The sequence below is a fragment of the Faecalispora anaeroviscerum genome, from assembly GCF_947568225.1.
Classification (GTDB): Bacteria; Bacillota; Clostridia; order Oscillospirales; family Acutalibacteraceae; genus Faecalispora; species Faecalispora anaeroviscerum.
In genome coordinates, this window is record NZ_CANOOQ010000001.1 from 1506041 (window position 1) to 1524177 (window position 18137).

Below are 18137 nucleotides of genomic sequence, written 5' to 3' on the forward strand. Positions count from 1 at the left end.
CTTATTCCTCTTTCTTTTTTGTTCCCGGCAGCGCGTTTACCAGCTGTTTAAAGTGGTAACCGCGCACCTCAAAGCTTGTATATTGATCAAAGCTGGCACAGGCCGGCGAGAGCGACACGATGTCGCCGTTCTCTGCCGCCCCATAGGCAGCCTTCACAGCTTCCTCCATCCCGCCTACCCGCAGAATTTCGGGGTGGCCAGGCTGGTATTCGGGCGCCGCTTTGACGCTTTGTTCAATCTTATCCGCTGTCTGGCCCATCAGGATCAGCAGCTTTACTTTTTCCACAATCGCTTTTCCCAGCTCTTCAAACGGAAGATGCTTGTCGTAGCCGCCCGCGAGCAGGATGATCTTATCCGAATACACAGACAAGGTTCCGCTGATGGTTCGGGTGGGGCTGGTGCCGATGGAATCGTTGTAATACTTGACGCCGCCAAGCTCGCGCACCAGCTCCATGCGGTGCTGAACGCCGGAAAAATCCTTCGCCACCGCGCGGATGGACTCAACATCCACTTCCCCCCACACGGCCGAAATCGCCGCTAAGTAATTTTCCACATTGTGCATGCCGGGCAACCGGATGTCCGACGCGGGCATCACCTCGGTATTGCCAACAAGAATCATGCCGTCCTCGCGCAGCCACGCGCCGTAGGTGCTGGCCCGGCGGCGGCTGAACAGGCGCACCTGCCCGCGCACGGACTCCGCAAAGCCGGCGGCAATGGCGTTATCGGCATTAATAATTGCCCGGCTGAATGCGTTCTGGTGCCGTACAATATTCTTTTTTGCTTCCACATATTCTGTCATGTCCTTATGGATGTCCAGATGGTTCGGCGAAACGTTTGTAACAACCGCCACATCGGGGCTCCTGCGCATCGAGATCAGCTGAAAGCTGGAGAGCTCGACCACAGCCACGTCCCCAGGCTGAATGGAAGCGATTTCCGGCAGCAAAGGCTTACCGATGTTCCCGCCGAGATGTACGGTTTTCCCCGAGGCTTCGAGGAGCTTGGAAAGTATGGTCGTTGTGGTGGTTTTGCCGTCGCTGCCGGTTACCGCATAGATTTTACACGGGCAAAGATCGAAAAACACTTCCATCTCCGACGTGACGGCCCGCCCCTCTTTTCTGGCCTGATCCAATTCCGGCAGAAAATACTTCATGCCCGGCGTACGAAAAATCATGTCCGCATCCAGGTTCTTTAAATAATCCTCGCCAAGGCAAAGCTCCGCCCCTAACTCCTCCAGCTGGAGTGCTGTTTCCCCCAGCTGCTCCTTCTGCCTCCGGTCACGCGCCTGTACTTTTGCGCCATGCTCCAGAAAAATCCGGATCAGCGGCAGGTTGCTCCCGCCGATCCCGCAGAAGGCAACTTTCTTCCCTTGTAACCCCTCAAAAAAGGTTTGTACCCTGCTGTCCATACCCATACGCCCCCGCCTCTCTCACTTGGTTTCTGCTTCTGCCACCATTCTATTTTAAACGATAGGATGTATTTCTTTCCCCGCCTTCGGCGGGAAAAGAAACCGCTATTTTTTATACTAAAGTAATTTGCTTCTACCATATTATACTTACCAGATTTTTAAATATCAACCGAAATCCAATCTTTCAGCATGTCCGCGTAAGTTTTAAAGGCAGATGGCAGCATATATTCCTCCAAAAGCTCTTGCCGCGTCACCCAGACAAACTCCCCGAACGGCTGCGGTGCCCGAACGGCATATGCCGTCATACGCCATTCACGGTGTGTAAAGATGTGCTTTGCCCTTGGCAGGGGCTGCACAGAAGATTCCAAAAGTCCCCATTCGCGCAGCTGTTCTTCGGCCTGCTCGGCAGAAAGCGTTCCGGAGATACCGGGAAGCTCCCACAGCCCGGCCAAAAGCCCTCTTGCGGGCCGCCGGCGCAGCGCCACCCGATCCTCCGTACACAAAAGAAATACCGTACGCTCTTCGATCACTCTGGGGCGCTTCGCCGTTTTAGCCGGCAGCTCGGCGGCAATCCCTTGCCGGTACCCGGCGCACAAGCCATTTAAGGGACATTCCGCGCACAACGGTGCGCCATTTGGCAAACACACAGTAGCCCCCAGCTCCATCAGCGACTGGTTAAAATCCCCCACCCGTTCTGGCAGGATTCCGCGCACCGCCTCGGTGACCTGACGCTTGACCGCGGCATCCTTGCTATCGCGGCGATCCGCCGTGAGGCGTGAGATCACGCGCAGCACGTTGCCGTCCACCGCGGGAACGCGAATCCCGAATGCGATGGAAGCGACCGCGCCCGCCGTATACTCCCCAAAACCCGGCAGAGCCAGAAGCTTGTCAAACGATGCGGGAACCTGCCCGCCATGCTGCTCTGCTATCACGCGCGCGGCGCGCTGCAGGTTTCGAACCCGATTGTAATACCCCAAACCCTCCCAGAGCTTGAGCAGCAGCTCCTCCGGCGCATCGGCCAGTGTTTCCACTGTGGGAAGAGCTGATAAAAAGCGTTCATAATATGGCTTTACCGCCTCTACCCGTGTTTGCTGCAGCATAATTTCAGACACCCAAACGCGGTACGGCTGTGGGTTCTCCCGCCACGGCAGTACGCGAGCCGCTTTGTCGTACCAGGAAAGAAGCGGCGGAACAATTTTGTGTAAATCCAGCGATGCTGTCAAGGAATTTCCCCTTTCTGCTAAAAAAGCCGGCGGGAGCTATGCTCCGCCGGCTGTTGCGCTCCGTTTTATTTTCTCTGCAAACGACTGGATTATCCCTTGCGAAAATACGGCTTATCGGATAAAAACTGATCCGCGGGCTTTTTCGTCATGCGTTCCCTGGTCATCAGGGGACGCGGCGGCTCGCCCTTTTTGCGCGGGCCGAGAGAAGTAAGGTAATCTTCCTTCTGATCAGAAGGCGGAGAGCTTCGGCGCTCCTGCTCCGGCTGGTGCTCTATTCGCTCCTTCTGCACACGCCGCGCTGTGTCTGCCACTTCACGCTTTTCGGCGGGCCTTGCGGCTGTTTGATCCCTGTGTGCGCGCGTTTCGCGCGTTTCGGGCTTTGCGGCCGTTTGATCTTTCGGCACACGCTTTTCCGCAGTTCTTGGAGTATGTTGCTCCTTGACCACCTGATTTTTGCCCTCGGCTGGTTCCTTTTGCTCGGGTCTTGCTGCACGCTGCTCTTTTCCTGTTGGCTTTTGAGCAGACTTCACAGTGGAAGGGTTCTGCGCCCTCTCTGTTTGTGCCGGGCGAGCGGCAGCATCCTTCTGGCCCTTGCGGTTCCTTGTTCTCGTTCCGGATTTCGGCTGCGCTTGCTGCTTCTGAACGTCGGGCGACGAGGTTTTCTGCGCCTGACGCGGATGCTCCTGCCGCGGTGCGGCTTCCCCCCGCTGCTTTTCGCGGTGCTGTGTCTGCTGTGCGCGCTGCGGGCGCGCCGTCTGCTGCTTCGGGGGCGTCAGCGTAAAGACCTGCATGGGGTAGGGATGCGACTCCACTACCGGAACCGGCTTGCCGATCAGCGATTCAATATCTTTGAGATATGGCTTTTCGTCAATATTGCAAAATGAGATTGCCGTCCCTTCGAGCCCCGCCCGGCCGGTACGGCCAATGCGGTGCACATACGTTTCAGGTACATTCGGCAGATCATAATTGATCACATGGGAAAGCTCGTCGATGTCGATGCCGCGGGCGGCGATATCGGTTGCCACCAAAACGCGGATCTGACGGGCTTTAAAGCTGGAAAGCGCCTGCTGGCGCGCGGATTGTGATTTATTGCCGTGAATCGCCTGAGCCTGAATCTTTACGCGGGAAAGCTCGCGGACCACACGATCCGCCCCATGCTTGGTGCGCGTAAACACCAGTGCCGATTCAATCTTGGAATTGTTCAGCAGATCGATGAGCAGCTTTGGCTTATTCGCCTTGTCCACAAAATATAGGGACTGCTCGATCGCATCTACCGTGGAGGAAACCGGCGTAACCGCCACTTTAAAGGGGTCTACCAGCAGAGAATCCACCAGCTCCGTAATTTCGGGGGGCATGGTCGCGGAGAAAAACAGCGTCTGCTTTTTCTGCGGCAAGCGGGTAAGCACACGCTTTACGTCGTGAATAAAGCCCATGTCGAGCATTCTGTCGGCTTCGTCCAGAACGAAAATCTGAACTCCGCTCAAATCGACAAAACCCTGCTGAATCAAATCATTCAGGCGGCCGGGAGTCGCAATGAGAATGTCTACCCCTGATTTCAGGCTATTTACCTGCGGTACCTGCGAAACGCCGCCGAAGATTACCTCGCTACGCAAGGGAAGATAGCGGCCATAAGCGCGCAGGCTTTCTGCGATCTGAATGGCAAGCTCGCGCGTGGGGGTAAGAATCAGCGACCGAATTTCGCGCCGCTGCCCCTTTGGGACGGGCGGCTGCGCGTTGAGCCTTTGCAGAATCGGCACGGCAAACGCGGCGGTTTTCCCGGTTCCTGTTTGCGCACAGCCTAACACATCGCGGCCCAAAAGGGCGGGCGGTATCGCTTTTTCCTGAATGGGAGATGGTGCTTCGTACTGTTCCTCCTGCAGCGCCTTCAAAATAGGCGCAATTAACTTGAGTTCCTGAAAATTCATAGTAATGTTAAATTCCTTCCTAAAAAACCGGCGGCTCGCCCGAGAGGCGCTGGCCCGGCCTTTCTCTTCTGAATCTATAAACGAGAATCAGATGTCTCCTTCTTTTGCGGAAGGTGAGAACCATATGATTCCTCTTAGCGTTTCCATGCGAAGCCGTCAGCAGCTTATTGCCGTTAACGGCGTGAGTTTTCTATAAAATCCTATAAATGATAGAAAGCGGCCGCCACCGCCCACAGCGTGTGGCCTGCCGCTTAAAAACATCGGCTTTCTTCCCGGTGGTCATTTTGCCGGATAATAGTTTATTATACCGCTCTTTGGGCTTGAAAGCAAGAACAACCGGCCAATGGTCTCCCTTGCCCTGCGCTTTCTGCCCTTTCCAGTTCCGGCCAAACAGGGAAAATTCGCTGGCAAAACCCGGTCTCAGCACAAAAACAGCCGGCCAAACGGCCAGCCGCTTCCCTACGATTTATTATATGCTTATAAAAACGGAATTTGCAAACTGGGATTTGTAATTTCTTTGATCGGTACACCGTAATACTCTTTGCGGTACTGCGCGATGGAGTAAGAGAGGTTTGCGGCAATCCGCTGCGTGTTGTGCATAATCCAGTCCGCGTCGCGCGGGTTATCGTGGAATGCTGTCTGCACCAGCAGCGCGGGCATTTCGGGGTACGCCATCTCCGTTAAGGTCTGGTTGTTCGCCAGTTTGATCATATCCCCTTCAGGATAAATGAAATTATCTTTTACAATCTGAGCCCAAAGCCCGCTCATGGGGTGATTGGTCTGGTAATAAATAAAGCAGCCGTTATACTGGCCAGAGAGCACCTCCGGCGCGGCATTTGAGTGAATGGACAGATACAAAGTACAGTTGTTCTGCGCGGCCTGATTCGCACGGGCCTGCAACATCGTTCCCCATTCGCTTGCGGGAACCTGTGCGCTCGATGGCGCAATAATGGTTTCAATCCCGTACTCCTGCAAATACTGAGCCATCCAGTTGGCGATCTGCCGCATATAATCTTCTTCAGATTTTCCGTCGGGGTACAGATTATAATACTGCGGCGATGGGCTGAGATACACCCGGAATGCCGGCTGTGCAGCCTGGGTATTGGTATTTGATTTCATAAGCACTTCACCCGCTGTTTGCGTTGCTTCGGCAGCAGATACGCACATGCCGCCACCCGTGCAGAATAGCATTCCCACTGCGAGCAAAAGGCTCATTATTCGTTTCAGCATTTTCACTTCCCCCTGTAAAGACGGACATATATACTTCATTTTATTATATCTACTTGTCCATAAAATATAATTCTTTTAAGTAAATTTATTGTTTCGTTTTCTATGTAATTTACAGAAAATTGGGCTAGCGCCTGCAGCAGCCGTTGATTTTCAAGACCAAATCTCTTATAATCAAAAGAAAACGACGGATTCCCATCCGGTGAAGGAGAACGCAAATGATCGGAATTATCGGCGCGATGCCCATTGAAGTTGAGGGACTGAAAAGCAGACTGCAAAATTCGCAGACGGAAACACTGGCGGGACTGGAATTTTGCAAGGGAACGCTGTCCGGCGTAGAATGCGTTGTCGCACACTGCAACCCCGGCAAGGTGAACGCCGCGCTGTGCGCCCAGCTGATGATTACCCACTACCAGCCCCGGCTGGTGATTAACAGCGGAGTGGCAGGCGGAATCGGCGAAAGCATTCACATCGGTGATTTGGTGCTTTCCACCGCTGTTGTGCAACACGATATGGATACTTCGCCTCTGGGGGATAAGCGGGGCTATTTGTCCGGCGTGGGGCTGATTGAGATCCCCGCTTCGGAAAAGCTGATTCAGCTGCTTGGGCGGACGGCGCCGGAGGTTTACAAGGGCGCGGTACATACGGGTGTAATCGCTACGGGCGACCAGTTTATCTGCGATTCAGCAAAGCTGCATGAGCTAAATCACGATTTTGGCGCTCTGGCCTGTGAAATGGAGGGCGGCGCTGTCGGGCAGGTCTGCTATGTAAACGGCGTGGATTTTATCGTGCTGCGCACGATTTCAGACAACGCTGACGATGACGCAAAAATGGATTACGCGACGTTCGCCCCAATTGCCGCCCAGCGCGGGATTGACCTGCTGTGCCGCATTCTTCCCGAGTTGACCTGATTTTTCTTTCGCAGCGGATCTCTCCTGTTCCCGATTTGAAACGTCACACAGAAACGGAGGGTGCGTATGAAGTTCTATGACATCTCCCGCGAATTATTTTCTGCCGATGTATACCCGGGCGACCCTGTTCCCTGGTCGGAACGGATTCGCCGCATCGATACCGGCGATGACTACAACCTGTCCGCATTTTTTACCGGCTCTCACAGCGGCACTCACCTGGATGCACCCCGTCATTTTCTGGAGGATGGGGACACAATCGACCGGATTCCGCCGGAATTTCTAATCGGGCCATGCACGGTGATTTCGGTAGAGGGAATTGTGACGGGTGACCGGATAGAAGAGCTTTTGCCCGTCTGCCAAAAGCGGATTTTGTTCCACGGCGACGGTCAGGCCTTTTTAGACCGCAGTGCCGCGTTTGTTCTGGCAGACAGCGGTGCGATTCTGGTGGGAACGGATGCGATTTCGATCGGCAGCGAAGCCGAAGAGCGATTGGTTCATCTGGAGCTTTTGGGCGCGGATATTCCGATTTTGGAGGGTGCTGTTCTCGACGGCGTTCCGGACGGGGACTACCTTTTGATCGCGCTGCCCCTGAAGCTGCGCGGGCTGGAGGCTTCTCCCTGCCGCGCAGTGCTGGTGCAGGGCTCCCTGCCGGAGGACGAACGCCTTGTATAACTTTTTCAATCATCAAAGGGCTTGCACGTGTTACGTGGAAGCCCTTTGAAAATTGAAGCGCGGAAAATCACTTCTGCGCGTGCCGGAGGGCCGTTTCGTAAGCGGCTTTCGTTCCTTCATCAAAACAGACCATTGTGACCGACTGCACTGTTTCAGAAGTTTTGGAAAACGCAAGGATTTCCCTTACGGCAATATAAGCGGCACATTCCAGCGGGAAATGGTACACGCCTGTACTGATGGAGGGAAACGCCACGGTACGGCATCCGTTTTCTTCCGCAAGGTGCAGGCAGCTCCGGTAGCAGGAGGCCAGCAGTCCCTCTTCCCCCGCTCCACCGCCGTGCCAGACCGGCCCGGGCGTGTGGATCACATACTTTACCGGCAAGCGATGCCCCGACGTGAGTTTGGCCTGACCGGTTTCGCACCCGTGAAGCGTTCTGCATTCCTCCAGCAACCCTGGGCCAGCTGCCCGGTGAATGGCTCCATCTACTCCGCCGCCGCCAAGCAAAGAGGTGTTAGCGGCATTGACAATCGCATCTGCCACAAAAACCGTAATATCCCCCTGAATAATGGAAATTTCCATAACATTCCTCCTTTGAGCCGTTGCCCCCGCAGAACCGGACGGGTTGGCCCGGTTCTATTTGGTGTGCTTTTCTAAAGACAGAATACTCCGTACCGGGTCAAAATACAATTAAAAAGAAATAAAAAATGACTCCTCACCCGGCTATTTTAAAAACAGCGAGAGAGGAGTCATTATTCTTCTGCCTTACTGAAATCATTCGGAAATCTGGTCGGCGATGCTGCGCGCATAGCACTTCATTTTTGCCAGATCATCTGCCGTGGGGGTGAAATTCGAACGGATTCCTTCTCCCACAAAGCTGTACTTTAAATGCTCCAAGCGGGAGCGCATCATACCAACAGCCTCGCCGCTCCAGCCAAACGCACCGAAAGCGCCGGCCGGCTTGGAACGAACATTAATTGCGTCAATACTCGACAGCACATCCCAAACGATTTTGGGCGCATCACGGTTAATGGTGCAGGAGCCCATGAGAAGAGCGTCCGCTTCGTTTGCGGCGGCAGCGGACTGTTCAAACGGAGTAAAGACCACGTCGATCAGGCGCACATCCAGCTCGGAATCGGCGGAAAGCTCTTCATAAGCCGCCTCCGCCAGCTGCTTGGTGCATCCATATGCGGAAGCGTACAGAATCGAAATCTTTCTGCGGTCACGCTCTGCGGGCAAGCTCCATTTGCGGTAAAGCGCTTTGATCTCTTCAATTCCCTGAACAAGGCAGGGCCCGTGGCTTGGGCAAACCATCCGAACCGGCAGATCCTTCATTTTATCCAGACCGCTGAGCACATAGGGCTTGAACGGGCCGAAAATACATTCATAATAGTGGCGTACCTGCTCCAGGTATTTCTCCCGGTAGTGCATGTTGGTATCCACCATGGTGGGTTCGCAGAAATGCGTTCCCAGAAAATCGCAGGTAAACAGCAACCCGCTCTTTTCATCCCACGTAAACATGGAATCTGGCCAGTGCAGAAGAGGTGCCACGATAAATTGCAGCGACCGATCGCCCAAATCCAGAGTTTCCCCCGATTTTACTACGTGGAACCGGAACTCCTGGTTCGCAATGGCCGTAATGTATTTCTTCGCCGCCATTGTGGAGTAAATCTCAATATTGGGGTTCAGTGCCAGCAGCTTTGCCACGCTGCCGGAATGATCCGGTTCTGTATGGTTCATAATCAGGTAATCGATTTCGGAAATATCGATAATCCCCTGAATATTCTCGAGATATTCCTCAAAGAAATCTGCATGAACCGTGTCGATCAGCACATTCTTCTGGCCGGTGATCAGGTATGCATTGTAGCTGCTCCCATAAGGAGACTCCATAATAATATCAAACACACGCAAACCAGGATTCAATACCCCGACCGAATAAATGTGGTCCGCTAATTTCTTCGTTGCCATGACTGAAACATCCTTCCCGCTGACTGGGCGTAAATTTGCCCTTTACTGGGGGCTGAACATATCCTTGGAAGCCCCGCATTCCGGACAGGTCCAATCCTCGGGAAGATCTGCAAAACTAGTACCGGGAGCGATTCCGTTATCGGGATCCCCAACTACCGGATCGTATACATAGCCGCAAGCATCACATACATATTTTGCCATAACTTTTAACACTCCTTTTTGATTGACAATCTTTTATCACTTAAGAATTGATGCCTTAAGTATACTCTATTCGTGTCTAAATTGTCAATCAATCCAGGTGTCTTTCAGGTGTCTTTCCGCACTAAAAACCACGATCCTCCAAAATGTTGCACAAATGCCCGGGACACACCGTACCCGTGGCTAGAGTACGGGCCAAAGCCATTGCGCTCGCTTCGCTACAGCTCACATTCTCATATTCGGCCTGCGCATTGACAGTCCCCCGTTGTACAATGCGAATTCCGAAGCCAGTCTTTTCATCGCCAAATACATAATACTCCAAAACTTTGTTTTGCCGCAAAACGATGACCTTCCCAACATTTTTGACCATGAACGGCCTCTCCCCCTTCTGGATAAATTGAAAATCCTTGTGAATTTAATTCACATAAATCTTCTTCCATCATACGAGATTTTGTTTTTGTTTTCAATATGACATCCCATTGCCATATTGACTTTTTAGTTTTTCCTCAATATGTTTCGCTTCTCATTTTCTTTCTTACCAGATGTAGCACCAAGCAGTGCCTTCTCTGCCTCCACTATGACAAAAGGAACCAGCGAAATCAGCGCAACTGCCACCCACTGGGCACCGCTAAGCACCGCTGTTTTGAAAATCTGCGCCACTGGCGCCACCGCGATCACCGAAACCTGCATGAGCGTGCAGATGACGGAGGCCACTACGAGCTGCGGATTGCTGAAAAATCCGATGCGGAACAGAGAATGGGACGAACGCATGTTGTAACTATGTACGATCTGAGAAAGACTCAGGGTTGCGAATGACATGGTTCGGCCGATGATCGGATAAGAAGGGTCTATGTCGAAAAACGCACGGCCCACACTATAAGCCAGCAGCGCCAAAGCACCGATCAAACAGCCCTCCACTAAAATATTGTAGCCCATTCCACCCGCGAAAACGCTCTCATTTTGCCGATGCGGGGGTTGTTCCATCACATCATCTTCAATGGGCTCTACACCGAGCGCCAAAGCGGGCAGGGAATCGGTCACCAGATTAATCCACAGAAGCTGAATGGCCAGAAGTGTCAGGGGCAGGTGCAGCAAAAACGCCATGAACACGGTAAGAATCTCACCAATATTGCAGGAGATGAGGAAATGAATCGTTTTGCGAATGTTTGCGTAGATGCCGCGGCCTTCGCGAACCGCCTCCACAATTGTTGCAAAATTATCGTCGGTGAGCACCATGTCAGCCGCTCCCTTTGCCACATCGGTGCCTGAAATCCCCATGGCACAGCCAATGTCTGCCGCTTTGAGCGCCGGAGCGTCGTTGACGCCGTCGCCCGTCATGGCCACAACCTCGCCACGCTTCTGGTAGGCCTTTACAATGCGCACCTTATGCTCTGGCGACACTCGGGCAAATACCGAATACTGGTAAATGTTCCGTTCCAGATCGCGCTGCTCCATCTGATCAAGCTGCTGGCCGGTGAGCGCTTTGTCCTCGGCGCCCATCATTCCCAGCTTGCTGGCAATCGCAATTGCCGTTGCCACGTGATCCCCGGTGATCATTACGGCGCGAATCCCCGCTTTTTTACACAGACTCACCGCCCGCTCCGCTTCAGGTCGCGGGGGATCGATCATCCCGATAAAGCCGCAGAACACCAGGTCTTTTTCCCACTCATTTTCCGGCGGAAGTTGCCGGACGTCGCGGTAGGCGACCCCTAGCACGCGCAGTGCGCGGGAAGCCATCTGCTCATTTCTGCGCTGCAGCTCACGCCGCACCTGCTGATCCATTGGGGCGGTAAAGCTGCCGCCCTGGCAGGTAGTGCAGCGCTCCATCAGCAGATCCGGCGCGCCCTTTGTGATGATGCGGTACTGCTGATTGTCGAGCCGGTGAACCGTCGTCATCATCTTGCGTGCAGACTGGAACGGAATTTCACGGATTCTCGGCATGCGGCGCTCGAGCTGATCCTTGGGAACGGGAGAAGCCGCCAAAAGCGCGGCCTCGGTGGGGTCTCCCTGTATTTTATCGCCCGAAACCGTGCAGTTGTTGCACAACGTCGCCAGCTCCAGAATGCGTCTGGCTTGGGGGTCCTCCTTCGTGAGTAAACCGTCGTAGCCGGCTACCTCCACTACCGTCATTTTGTTCTGAGTGAGCGTTCCGGTTTTATCCGAGCAAATCACGCTGGCGCTGCCAAGGGTTTCCACCGCGGGCATACGGCGCACAATGGCACGGCAGTTTGCCATGCGACGCACTCCCATGGCCAGAACGATTGTAACAACTGCCGGCAGCCCCTCGGGGATTGCGGCTACCGCCAGACTGATGGAAATCATGAACATATCCAGCGGCTCTACGCTCTGAATCAGCCCCATGATAAAGATCACGGCACAGATTGCCAGCGCGCCGATACCCAAAACCTTTCCCGTATGGGCCAGCCGCTTTTGCAGAGGAGTCTGAGGCGCTTCCTCCGAATGAATCATATGGGCAATTTTCCCCACCTGTGTTTCCATTCCGGTTTCAACCACCACGCCTACGCCGCGCCCGGCCGCAACGCTGCTGCTGGAATACATCATATTTTTCCGGTCGCCGAGCGGTGTCCGTTCTCCGCAGACAAGCTCTGCCGATTTTTCTACCGGCAGGGATTCCCCGGTAAGCGCGGATTCCTCCGCCCGCAGATTATGAGCTTCAAGAATGCGCAGATCGGCCGGAACAAAATCACCCTCCGTGAGAAAGACGATGTCGCCGGGAACAATTTCTTTGGAAGGGACCTTGATCCGCTTGCCCTCGCGCATGACTATGGATTCCGGCGAAGAGAGCTTCTTCAGGGCATCGATCGCCTTTTCGGCACGGCTTTCCTGCGCTACACCGATCACCGCGTTAACAATTACGATCAACAGAATGATAATAGGGTCTATGTAATCACTTTCGTGCCGGAACAAGGAGGTAAAAAACGAAACTGCCGCGGCAATCAGCAGGATAATAACCATAAAGTCTTTAAACTGCGCTATAAATTTAGAGGCCAGGCTAGGCCGTTTGCCCTCCCGCAGCTCGTTTTGTCCATATTCCCTTTTCCGTAGTTCCACCTGTGGTACGGTAAGCCCCCGCTTGGGATCTGTTTTTAACTGCCGTACACATTCCTCTCTGGACAGACTTTGCCACTCCAAAACAAATCAACTCCCGCTCTGATTTTCAGGCTTTCGCCCGTACCTGCCTTTGCATTGGTTATATATATTAACCCGAGTGGACGAAATAGAACTCTGCGCGGAGATTTGTCGGAATTCACCGTAAAACGCGAAAAAATCTTGCAGACATCCGCAAAACACCCCCTGAAAAGCAGCTAAATGAAGGATGGAAAAGGTAGATGGCCTTGACAAACAGCTGAAAAGACCGATATGATGAATAGAAATAAAACAAATTGAACACGAAGGGATACCCCTTCAGAAAAGGTGGGCATAGCATGAACAAAAAGCAGATTACCGGACTCATTGCAGCCGCACTTGTCTTTGTATTTGTCTGCGGCTCCAGCATGGCGATTCGCAGCTTTGCTGGACAGCAGGAAACCAACTATTTCGACAAGCTGCTGGGGGCAGCCGAGGACGTTTCTCAAGACTTCCCGACTAGTCCGTTCGTAGGCGTGGTTACTGTGGAGGGAACCATTCAGGCATCTTCCTCAACCTCTTCCCTGCTGCCGGAGGAAGGCTACGACCACAACAAAACCTTAAAGCTGATTGACAGCTTAGAGGCTGACCCGAACAACAAAGGAATTCTTTTATACGTCAACTCGCCGGGCGGCGGTGTATATGAAAGCGACGAGCTATACCAGCGCCTGCTGAAATACAAGAAAACCACGGAGCGGCCGGTTTGGACCTATATGGCAAACATGGCGGCCTCCGGCGGGTATTACATCTCCATGGCGTCTGACAAGATTATTGCCAACAGCCAAACCTGGACCGGTTCGATTGGCGTAATCATTTCCTTAACCAACTACAAGGAGCTTATGGATAAAATCGGGGTGAAGAGCGTTCTGTTCACCAGCGGGAGAAACAAGGCCATGGGCAGCTCCGGAACCGATATGACTGACGAACAGAAACAGATTTTCCAGTCCCTTGTGGATGAACCGTACAACGGCTTTGTCGGCATCGTGGCCAAGGGCCGCCATATGGATGAAGCGAAGGTACGTACTCTGGCGGACGGCAGAATCTATACCGCCAAACAGGCGCTGGAGAATAAGCTGATCGACAAAATTGCCGGTTACGAGGATGCGCAGGCCGAATTCAAGGAAGTGTTGGGCGGCTCTGTGGAGTTTTACACCCCCACCTACCCTACTTCGCCGTTAACGTCCCTGTTCTCTATGGCAAATCACTACACCCGCAGCGACGCGGATAAACTGGCCGACCTGATGGAAATCAAAGAGAGCGGGGTGCCGATGTATTATGCAGCCATTGGAGAATAACACAACCACTCCGGGCGGATTTTTCGTTCGCCTAACCGCTTACCTGATTGATCTTTTACTGATTGGAACCATCCTTTTTGTGACGGTTCGCCTGCCGCTGATGCTGGTGCAGGCTCAAAACCCTGATTCGTGGTTTTTGAGCCCGATTCTCTTCCGTTTCAGCCCGTACGATATTTTCTTGTATCTGGCCGCATCGGCCTATTTTATCGTGATGACGTACCTGACCGGTGCAACCATCGGCAAACGCCTGATGAACCTGCGCGTGGTCGCCTGCGACGACAGCAAGCTGACGCTCGTAAACGTTCTCTACCGTGAAACCATTGGACGTTACCTTTCCTCCCTTTTGTTCATCGGCTACCTGATGATTGGCGCAAGTGAAAGCAAACAGGGTCTCCACGACCGTCTTTGTGACACACAGGTGATTTACACCTGCAAATGCCGGCCTGTGGGATACGGCAAGGCTTCCCCGGCCTACGGATACGGCGGAGCTCAGGCTCCCGCCGCACCTTCTGCTCCTGTTTCGTACCGGCCCTACGGGCAGGCGAACCCCGAGGCTGTTCACGAATTGCCTGAACAGGCGCTGCCCGGTGAAACGGAGTCCCCGGCTCACACGGAGGAGCAGGAACCCAAATAAAGCCGCAAAACAATGCCCCACCAAAGAAGCGGGGCATCCTGTGGTAATCAAATAGGCATACAAAGCACCCCATTCGTCAGACAGGGATTGACTGTACCTGACGAATGGGGTGCCTTTGTGTTATGCGCCGAATAATCTGCCTATTATGCGCTCCGATCGCCGACTTTACTTTTTGTCAAACGCCGGGTTGAACGCATAGAAGTTCTTGCTGTCCAGATGATCGGTGGTAATGCGCAGACCTTCACCAAAGCGTACAAAAGGGTAATTTTCACTCTTTTGCACGATTTCGTTCGAAAGAACATTATATTTTCCAATTGATTTCGACCTGCTCACTGGTGGCGTAAATCACTCCAATCAAGCTCTCAGCCACCTTTCGTTTGTCATTGAGAGACAGACACTCCCATTCGTTCAGGTAATCTTTTATTTGTCCCTGACTAGCCACATCGGCACACGCGCAGCCAGCGAGCCGATGTTCCAGCTGATCGCGCTTTGCAGATAATTCGGTGACCCGCCGGTTAATCAGCTTCATTAAATCGGCGTCGGCCGAAGCGACTTTATCCAACAGGGCCTCGATTTCCTGTTCCGTCTTATTCCATTCCAAGTGCAGCACTGCGGCCTCCGGATTCTCCAGAACCTCTTTTTCCTGGGCCAAAACCGAAAATTCCCGCAGCTTTTGAACCATCTGATCATAGATCGTTGCTTCAAATTCATCCGCATAAATGGTTCCGGCACCCTTGCAGGCCTTGGAATTCATTTTCCGGCTGCAAAGCAGATAGCGGGAACTGCGCGTATTGTACTTCTTGAAGGTGAGCGCATAATGGCAATTGCCGCATTTCACCAGACCCGCAAGCCAGGTATGTACCGCTTTCCGCGCCGGCTGAATCTGCTTGTTTTGCTGGCACTTTTTGCGGCATTTCAGCCAAAGCCCGGCAGGAATGATTCCCCGGTGGGGCGCCAGCACCAGCCGGTTATCCTTGAAATCAGCCTGTTTTCGCTGCACAGAGTCTTTTCCCCTGTAATAATAGCAGCCGTTGGTCCCGATAAAATCCTCCGGCGGGGATTCGATTACAGTTCCCTGCTCCCGAAAAAATTCATACACCTCCAAATCGGCCTGAACATAAATCGGGGTTTTCAAAAAATCGGCAATTCTCGCGCGCGGCCACGGCTTTCCCCGGTAAGTGATCCCACGGTCCTGAAAGCAGGCGGCAATATCGCCATACGACGTACCCGGCTCAGCGTACATTCGGTACATCATTCGGATATGCTCGGCTTCCTCCTCGCATATAACGTATCCTTTTGTCCGTTTTCCGTGAATCGAGGTTTCGGCCAGACGAAATCCGTACGGAATGCGGCCGCCCATATAAAACCCTTTTTCGCTGCGAGAATAATACGCATCCGCCACGCGCTGCTGGATGGTTTCGCGTTCCAGCTGGGCAAACACCATGCAGATACTCAGCATCGCGCGCCCCATAGACGTGGAGGTATCGAACCGTTCCGTGGAAGAAACGAACTCGACCCCATATTGATGAAACAGGGCCATCATATTGGAAAAGTCGAGAATGGAGCGGCTGATCCGGTCGAGCCGGTATACGACCACCTTCGAGACTTCGCCTTTCCTGATGTCCGCAATCAGCTCCTGAAAGCAGGGCCGGTCTGTATTTTTTCCGCTGTACCCTTTATCCACATATTCGCGGAAAGCCTCGCCCCGAACCTCGTACCGGCAGGCCTCAATCTGGCTTTCCGTAGAAACACTGTCTTCCCGGTCTACCGACTGCCGGGCATAAATTGCGACCATACTCCTTTTCTCCCTTTCCCAAACCCTAATCAGGCCATTTACCAAACGGCCTTTTGCGGTTCTGTCTCTTCAGTCCGGTTTCTTTACCGGTATTTTGAAAAAACCTCGTAAAGAGTACGATTGATTTCTGCCTTTCTTTTTTCTCTCTCCCGTGGCGTATAAACCGGAGTCAGATTCCGAATTGCAACCACCTTGCCCCGCACAACAGCCTGGCATGAACTTTTTTCATACGACCTCTCTTTCCCCATGGAGCATCCCTCCTTGTGGTACTTTATGAGGAACGGATGTCCCAAAATGTATGTCCGTGCATTAAACCGTCAGAAAGTCACCTGAACACCCCCGCAAACACAGGCAATGGCAGCCGGAAATGTCTTGTATCCCAAAGCGATCCGGTTTCAAATGATTCGCCGCATCATTGATTTTGGATATTTTCTTTTTCCTCTCTTCATGGTATGATGAGGCTTGTAATTTTGACGTATCGCAATGCATTTCAATCCTAACTTGTTTTCCTCAAACTGGAGAACAACTTGAAACAGCGGTGAAATGAGTGAAAGATAATTCGTTGTATTATCTCCGGCGAGCGAAAGCTCGGCTCGCAAAGGAACCGATTTTGTTTGCATCGGTTGTGTTCGCAGTTTTGTCCATGCTCGTGGTTCCTCCTTCCACGAAATATTTATCTTATATTGATTTTAAAACATTATCCTGCCTGTTCTGCCTAATGGCTTCTATTCTGGGCCTTCAGGCTGAAGGAATTCTGGAAAAAGCGTCTCTGTTGATCTGTTCGCGAATCTCAAACTCGCGCGTGCTGACTTTTTTTCTGGTATTTGCCTGCTATTTTCTTTCAATGCTGGTAACAAACGATGTTGCACTGATTACGATTATCCCAACCACGCTGGCGATTCTTTCCGCCTGCGAGCTAGATGAATGGAGTGCTTATATTGTAGTATTGCAGACCATTGCCGCCAATGTTGGTTCTGCCATGACGCCCTTTGGCAATCCGCAAAACCTCTATTTGTTTTCGCGGTACCAAATAGGGCTTGCTGATTTTTTTGTCAGCATGCTCCCCGTTGGTCTGTTGGGCGGGCTATTGCTGGCGGCCGGCTGTCTGTTAATTTCTCCATTGCCTCTCCAGCCTCCGCCTATCCCAGAGAAAAATCATCCGCGCCCCCAAAAAATTGTGCTGTATTGCATGCTGTTTCTGCTATCTGTTGCTTCCGTATTTAATTGGCTGCCTTATCAGGCAACCCTCCTTGTGCTCCTCGCTGTCCTCATTCCATTGGACAGAAAAACGCTCGCAAGTGTGGACTACAGCTTATTGGCAACCTTTTTTTTCATCTTTGTTTTAGTGGGGAATCTAGGAAGTATTGAGTCAGTTGACACATTTTTGTCCTGCTTTACACAGAATAGCACGATATTTTCAGCCATTCTCACGAGTCAGTTCATCAGTAATGTTCCGGCCGCGATTCTTCTTTCCGGTTTTACCGAACATGCACGCCAGCTGCTGATTGGGGTAAACATCGGCGGGCTGGGCACACTGATCGCATCAATGGCTAGCGTGATTTCGTACAAATTCTACATAAGTATTTATCAGAAGAGCACGGGGCGGTATTTAAAGCTCTTCACCGTGCTGAACCTGGTGTTTCTCGCTGTTCTAACGGTATTCGAACTCGTTTGGTCGTGTTAAGCTATCCGGCACCAATGACATTACACTACTGCCGACTCTTAGCACACTTATCTAA

The 18137-nt window shown here is 52.6% G+C and carries 16 protein-coding genes and 1 pseudogene; 5 read left to right on the plus strand and 12 right to left on the minus strand.

The annotated features are described in order from the left end of the window. Position 1: 1 nt before the first annotated feature. The 4 genes from murD to QOS46_RS07600 form a co-directional block, all read right to left on the minus strand. The gene (gene murD / locus QOS46_RS07585) at positions 2-1405 is read right to left on the minus strand and encodes a UDP-N-acetylmuramoyl-L-alanine--D-glutamate ligase (protein WP_283608668.1); all 1404 of its coding nucleotides are present in this window, start codon (positions 1403-1405) and stop codon (positions 2-4) included. 158 nt (positions 1406-1563) lie between these two features. Next, positions 1564-2628, minus strand: a complete 1065-nt coding sequence (gene mutY / locus QOS46_RS07590; RefSeq protein ID WP_283608670.1) for an A/G-specific adenine glycosylase — start codon at positions 2626-2628, stop codon at positions 1564-1566. An 89-nt stretch (positions 2629-2717) separates the two neighbouring features. Next, entirely contained in the window at positions 2718-4553 is a 1836-nt protein-coding gene (locus tag QOS46_RS07595; protein WP_283608672.1) for a DEAD/DEAH box helicase, read from the minus strand. 477 nt (positions 4554-5030) lie between these two features. After that, positions 5031-5783, minus strand: coding sequence for an N-acetylmuramoyl-L-alanine amidase family protein (locus QOS46_RS07600; RefSeq protein WP_283608674.1), 753 nt, complete (start codon positions 5781-5783; stop codon positions 5031-5033). A 215-nt stretch (positions 5784-5998) separates the two neighbouring features. On the opposite strand from QOS46_RS07600, the gene QOS46_RS07605 reads away from it, so the two are divergent. Both QOS46_RS07605 and QOS46_RS07610 read left to right on the plus strand, forming a co-directional pair. Further along, positions 5999-6691, plus strand: a complete 693-nt coding sequence (locus tag QOS46_RS07605) for a 5'-methylthioadenosine/adenosylhomocysteine nucleosidase (RefSeq protein ID WP_283608677.1) — start codon at positions 5999-6001, stop codon at positions 6689-6691. Between the two features lie 66 nt (positions 6692-6757). Beyond that, complete coding sequence (locus QOS46_RS07610; protein ID WP_283608679.1) at positions 6758-7363, plus strand: cyclase family protein; 606 nt, start codon at positions 6758-6760, stop codon at positions 7361-7363. 67 nt (positions 7364-7430) lie between these two features. Here QOS46_RS07610 and QOS46_RS07615 read toward each other — a convergent pair whose 3' ends face one another. The 5 genes from QOS46_RS07615 to QOS46_RS07635 all read right to left on the minus strand — a co-directional run bounded on the left by QOS46_RS07615 (position 7431) and on the right by QOS46_RS07635 (position 12665). Continuing rightward, complete coding sequence (locus tag QOS46_RS07615; RefSeq protein WP_283608681.1) at positions 7431-7943, minus strand: O-acetyl-ADP-ribose deacetylase; 513 nt, start codon at positions 7941-7943, stop codon at positions 7431-7433. Between the two features lie 192 nt (positions 7944-8135). Next, entirely contained in the window at positions 8136-9329 is a 1194-nt protein-coding gene (locus QOS46_RS07620) for an FprA family A-type flavoprotein (RefSeq protein ID WP_283608684.1), read from the minus strand. A 42-nt stretch (positions 9330-9371) separates the two neighbouring features. Beyond that, positions 9372-9530: a rubredoxin gene (gene rd / locus QOS46_RS07625; protein WP_283608686.1), complete on the minus strand. Its 159-nt coding sequence runs from the start codon at positions 9528-9530 to the stop codon at positions 9372-9374. A 121-nt stretch (positions 9531-9651) separates the two neighbouring features. Continuing rightward, a complete protein-coding gene (locus QOS46_RS07630; protein WP_283608688.1) occupies positions 9652-9897 on the minus strand; it encodes a DUF6514 family protein in 246 nt (81 codons plus the stop codon). A 125-nt stretch (positions 9898-10022) separates the two neighbouring features. Next, the gene (locus QOS46_RS07635; RefSeq protein WP_283610799.1) at positions 10023-12665 is read right to left on the minus strand and encodes a calcium-translocating P-type ATPase, PMCA-type; all 2643 of its coding nucleotides are present in this window, start codon (positions 12663-12665) and stop codon (positions 10023-10025) included. Positions 12666-12973: 308 nt separating this feature from the next. Between QOS46_RS07635 and sppA the strand changes: the two genes are divergently transcribed. Continuing rightward, positions 12974-13969, plus strand: a complete 996-nt coding sequence (sppA, locus tag QOS46_RS07640; protein WP_283608690.1) for a signal peptide peptidase SppA — start codon at positions 12974-12976, stop codon at positions 13967-13969. Further along, a complete protein-coding gene (locus QOS46_RS07645; RefSeq protein ID WP_283608693.1) occupies positions 13950-14603 on the plus strand; it encodes an RDD family protein in 654 nt (217 codons plus the stop codon). The genes sppA and QOS46_RS07645 overlap by 20 nt, the downstream gene beginning before the upstream one ends. Positions 14604-14768: 165 nt before the next feature. On the opposite strand, the pseudogene QOS46_RS07650 reads toward QOS46_RS07645, so the two are convergent. From QOS46_RS07650 to QOS46_RS07660, 3 genes and pseudogenes are all read right to left on the minus strand, one after another. Next, a pseudogene (locus QOS46_RS07650) lies at positions 14769-14858 on the minus strand (manganese catalase family protein); the annotation flags it as partial. Between the two features lie 46 nt (positions 14859-14904). Next, on the minus strand, positions 14905-16398 hold the full coding sequence (locus QOS46_RS07655) for a recombinase family protein (RefSeq protein ID WP_283608695.1): 1494 nt from the start codon (positions 16396-16398) through the stop codon (positions 14905-14907). Positions 16399-16481: 83 nt separating this feature from the next. Continuing rightward, positions 16482-16646: a hypothetical protein gene (locus QOS46_RS07660; protein ID WP_283608698.1), complete on the minus strand. Its 165-nt coding sequence runs from the start codon at positions 16644-16646 to the stop codon at positions 16482-16484. A gap of 377 nt (positions 16647-17023) precedes the next feature. On the opposite strand from QOS46_RS07660, the gene QOS46_RS07665 reads away from it, so the two are divergent. Further along, positions 17024-18082, plus strand: coding sequence for an SLC13 family permease (locus QOS46_RS07665; protein WP_283610801.1), 1059 nt, complete (start codon positions 17024-17026; stop codon positions 18080-18082). The last annotated feature ends 55 nt before the right edge of the window (positions 18083-18137 follow it).

Bases quoted from the DNA above. Each gene is read 5' to 3' on its own strand.
- murD (WP_283608668.1), bottom strand. From the start codon at position 1,405: ATGGACAGCAGGGTACAAACCTTTTTTGAGGGGTTACAAGGGAAGAAA.
- QOS46_RS07595 (WP_283608672.1), bottom strand. From the start codon at position 4,553: ATGAATTTTCAGGAACTCAAGTTAATTGCGCCTATTTTGAAGGCGCTG.
- QOS46_RS07600 (WP_283608674.1), bottom strand. From the start codon at position 5,783: ATGCTGAAACGAATAATGAGCCTTTTGCTCGCAGTGGGAATGCTATTC.
- QOS46_RS07605 (WP_283608677.1), top strand. From the start codon at position 5,999: ATGATCGGAATTATCGGCGCGATGCCCATTGAAGTTGAGGGACTGAAA.
- QOS46_RS07610 (WP_283608679.1), top strand. From the start codon at position 6,758: ATGAAGTTCTATGACATCTCCCGCGAATTATTTTCTGCCGATGTATAC.
- QOS46_RS07615 (WP_283608681.1), bottom strand. From the start codon at position 7,943: ATGGAAATTTCCATTATTCAGGGGGATATTACGGTTTTTGTGGCAGAT.
- QOS46_RS07620 (WP_283608684.1), bottom strand. From the start codon at position 9,329: ATGGCAACGAAGAAATTAGCGGACCACATTTATTCGGTCGGGGTATTG.
- rd (WP_283608686.1), bottom strand. From the start codon at position 9,530: ATGGCAAAATATGTATGTGATGCTTGCGGCTATGTATACGATCCGGTA.
- QOS46_RS07630 (WP_283608688.1), bottom strand. From the start codon at position 9,897: ATGGTCAAAAATGTTGGGAAGGTCATCGTTTTGCGGCAAAACAAAGTT.
- sppA (WP_283608690.1), top strand. From the start codon at position 12,974: ATGAACAAAAAGCAGATTACCGGACTCATTGCAGCCGCACTTGTCTTT.
- QOS46_RS07645 (WP_283608693.1), top strand. From the start codon at position 13,950: ATGCAGCCATTGGAGAATAACACAACCACTCCGGGCGGATTTTTCGTT.
- QOS46_RS07655 (WP_283608695.1), bottom strand. From the start codon at position 16,398: ATGGTCGCAATTTATGCCCGGCAGTCGGTAGACCGGGAAGACAGTGTT.
- QOS46_RS07660 (WP_283608698.1), bottom strand. From the start codon at position 16,646: ATGGGGAAAGAGAGGTCGTATGAAAAAAGTTCATGCCAGGCTGTTGTG.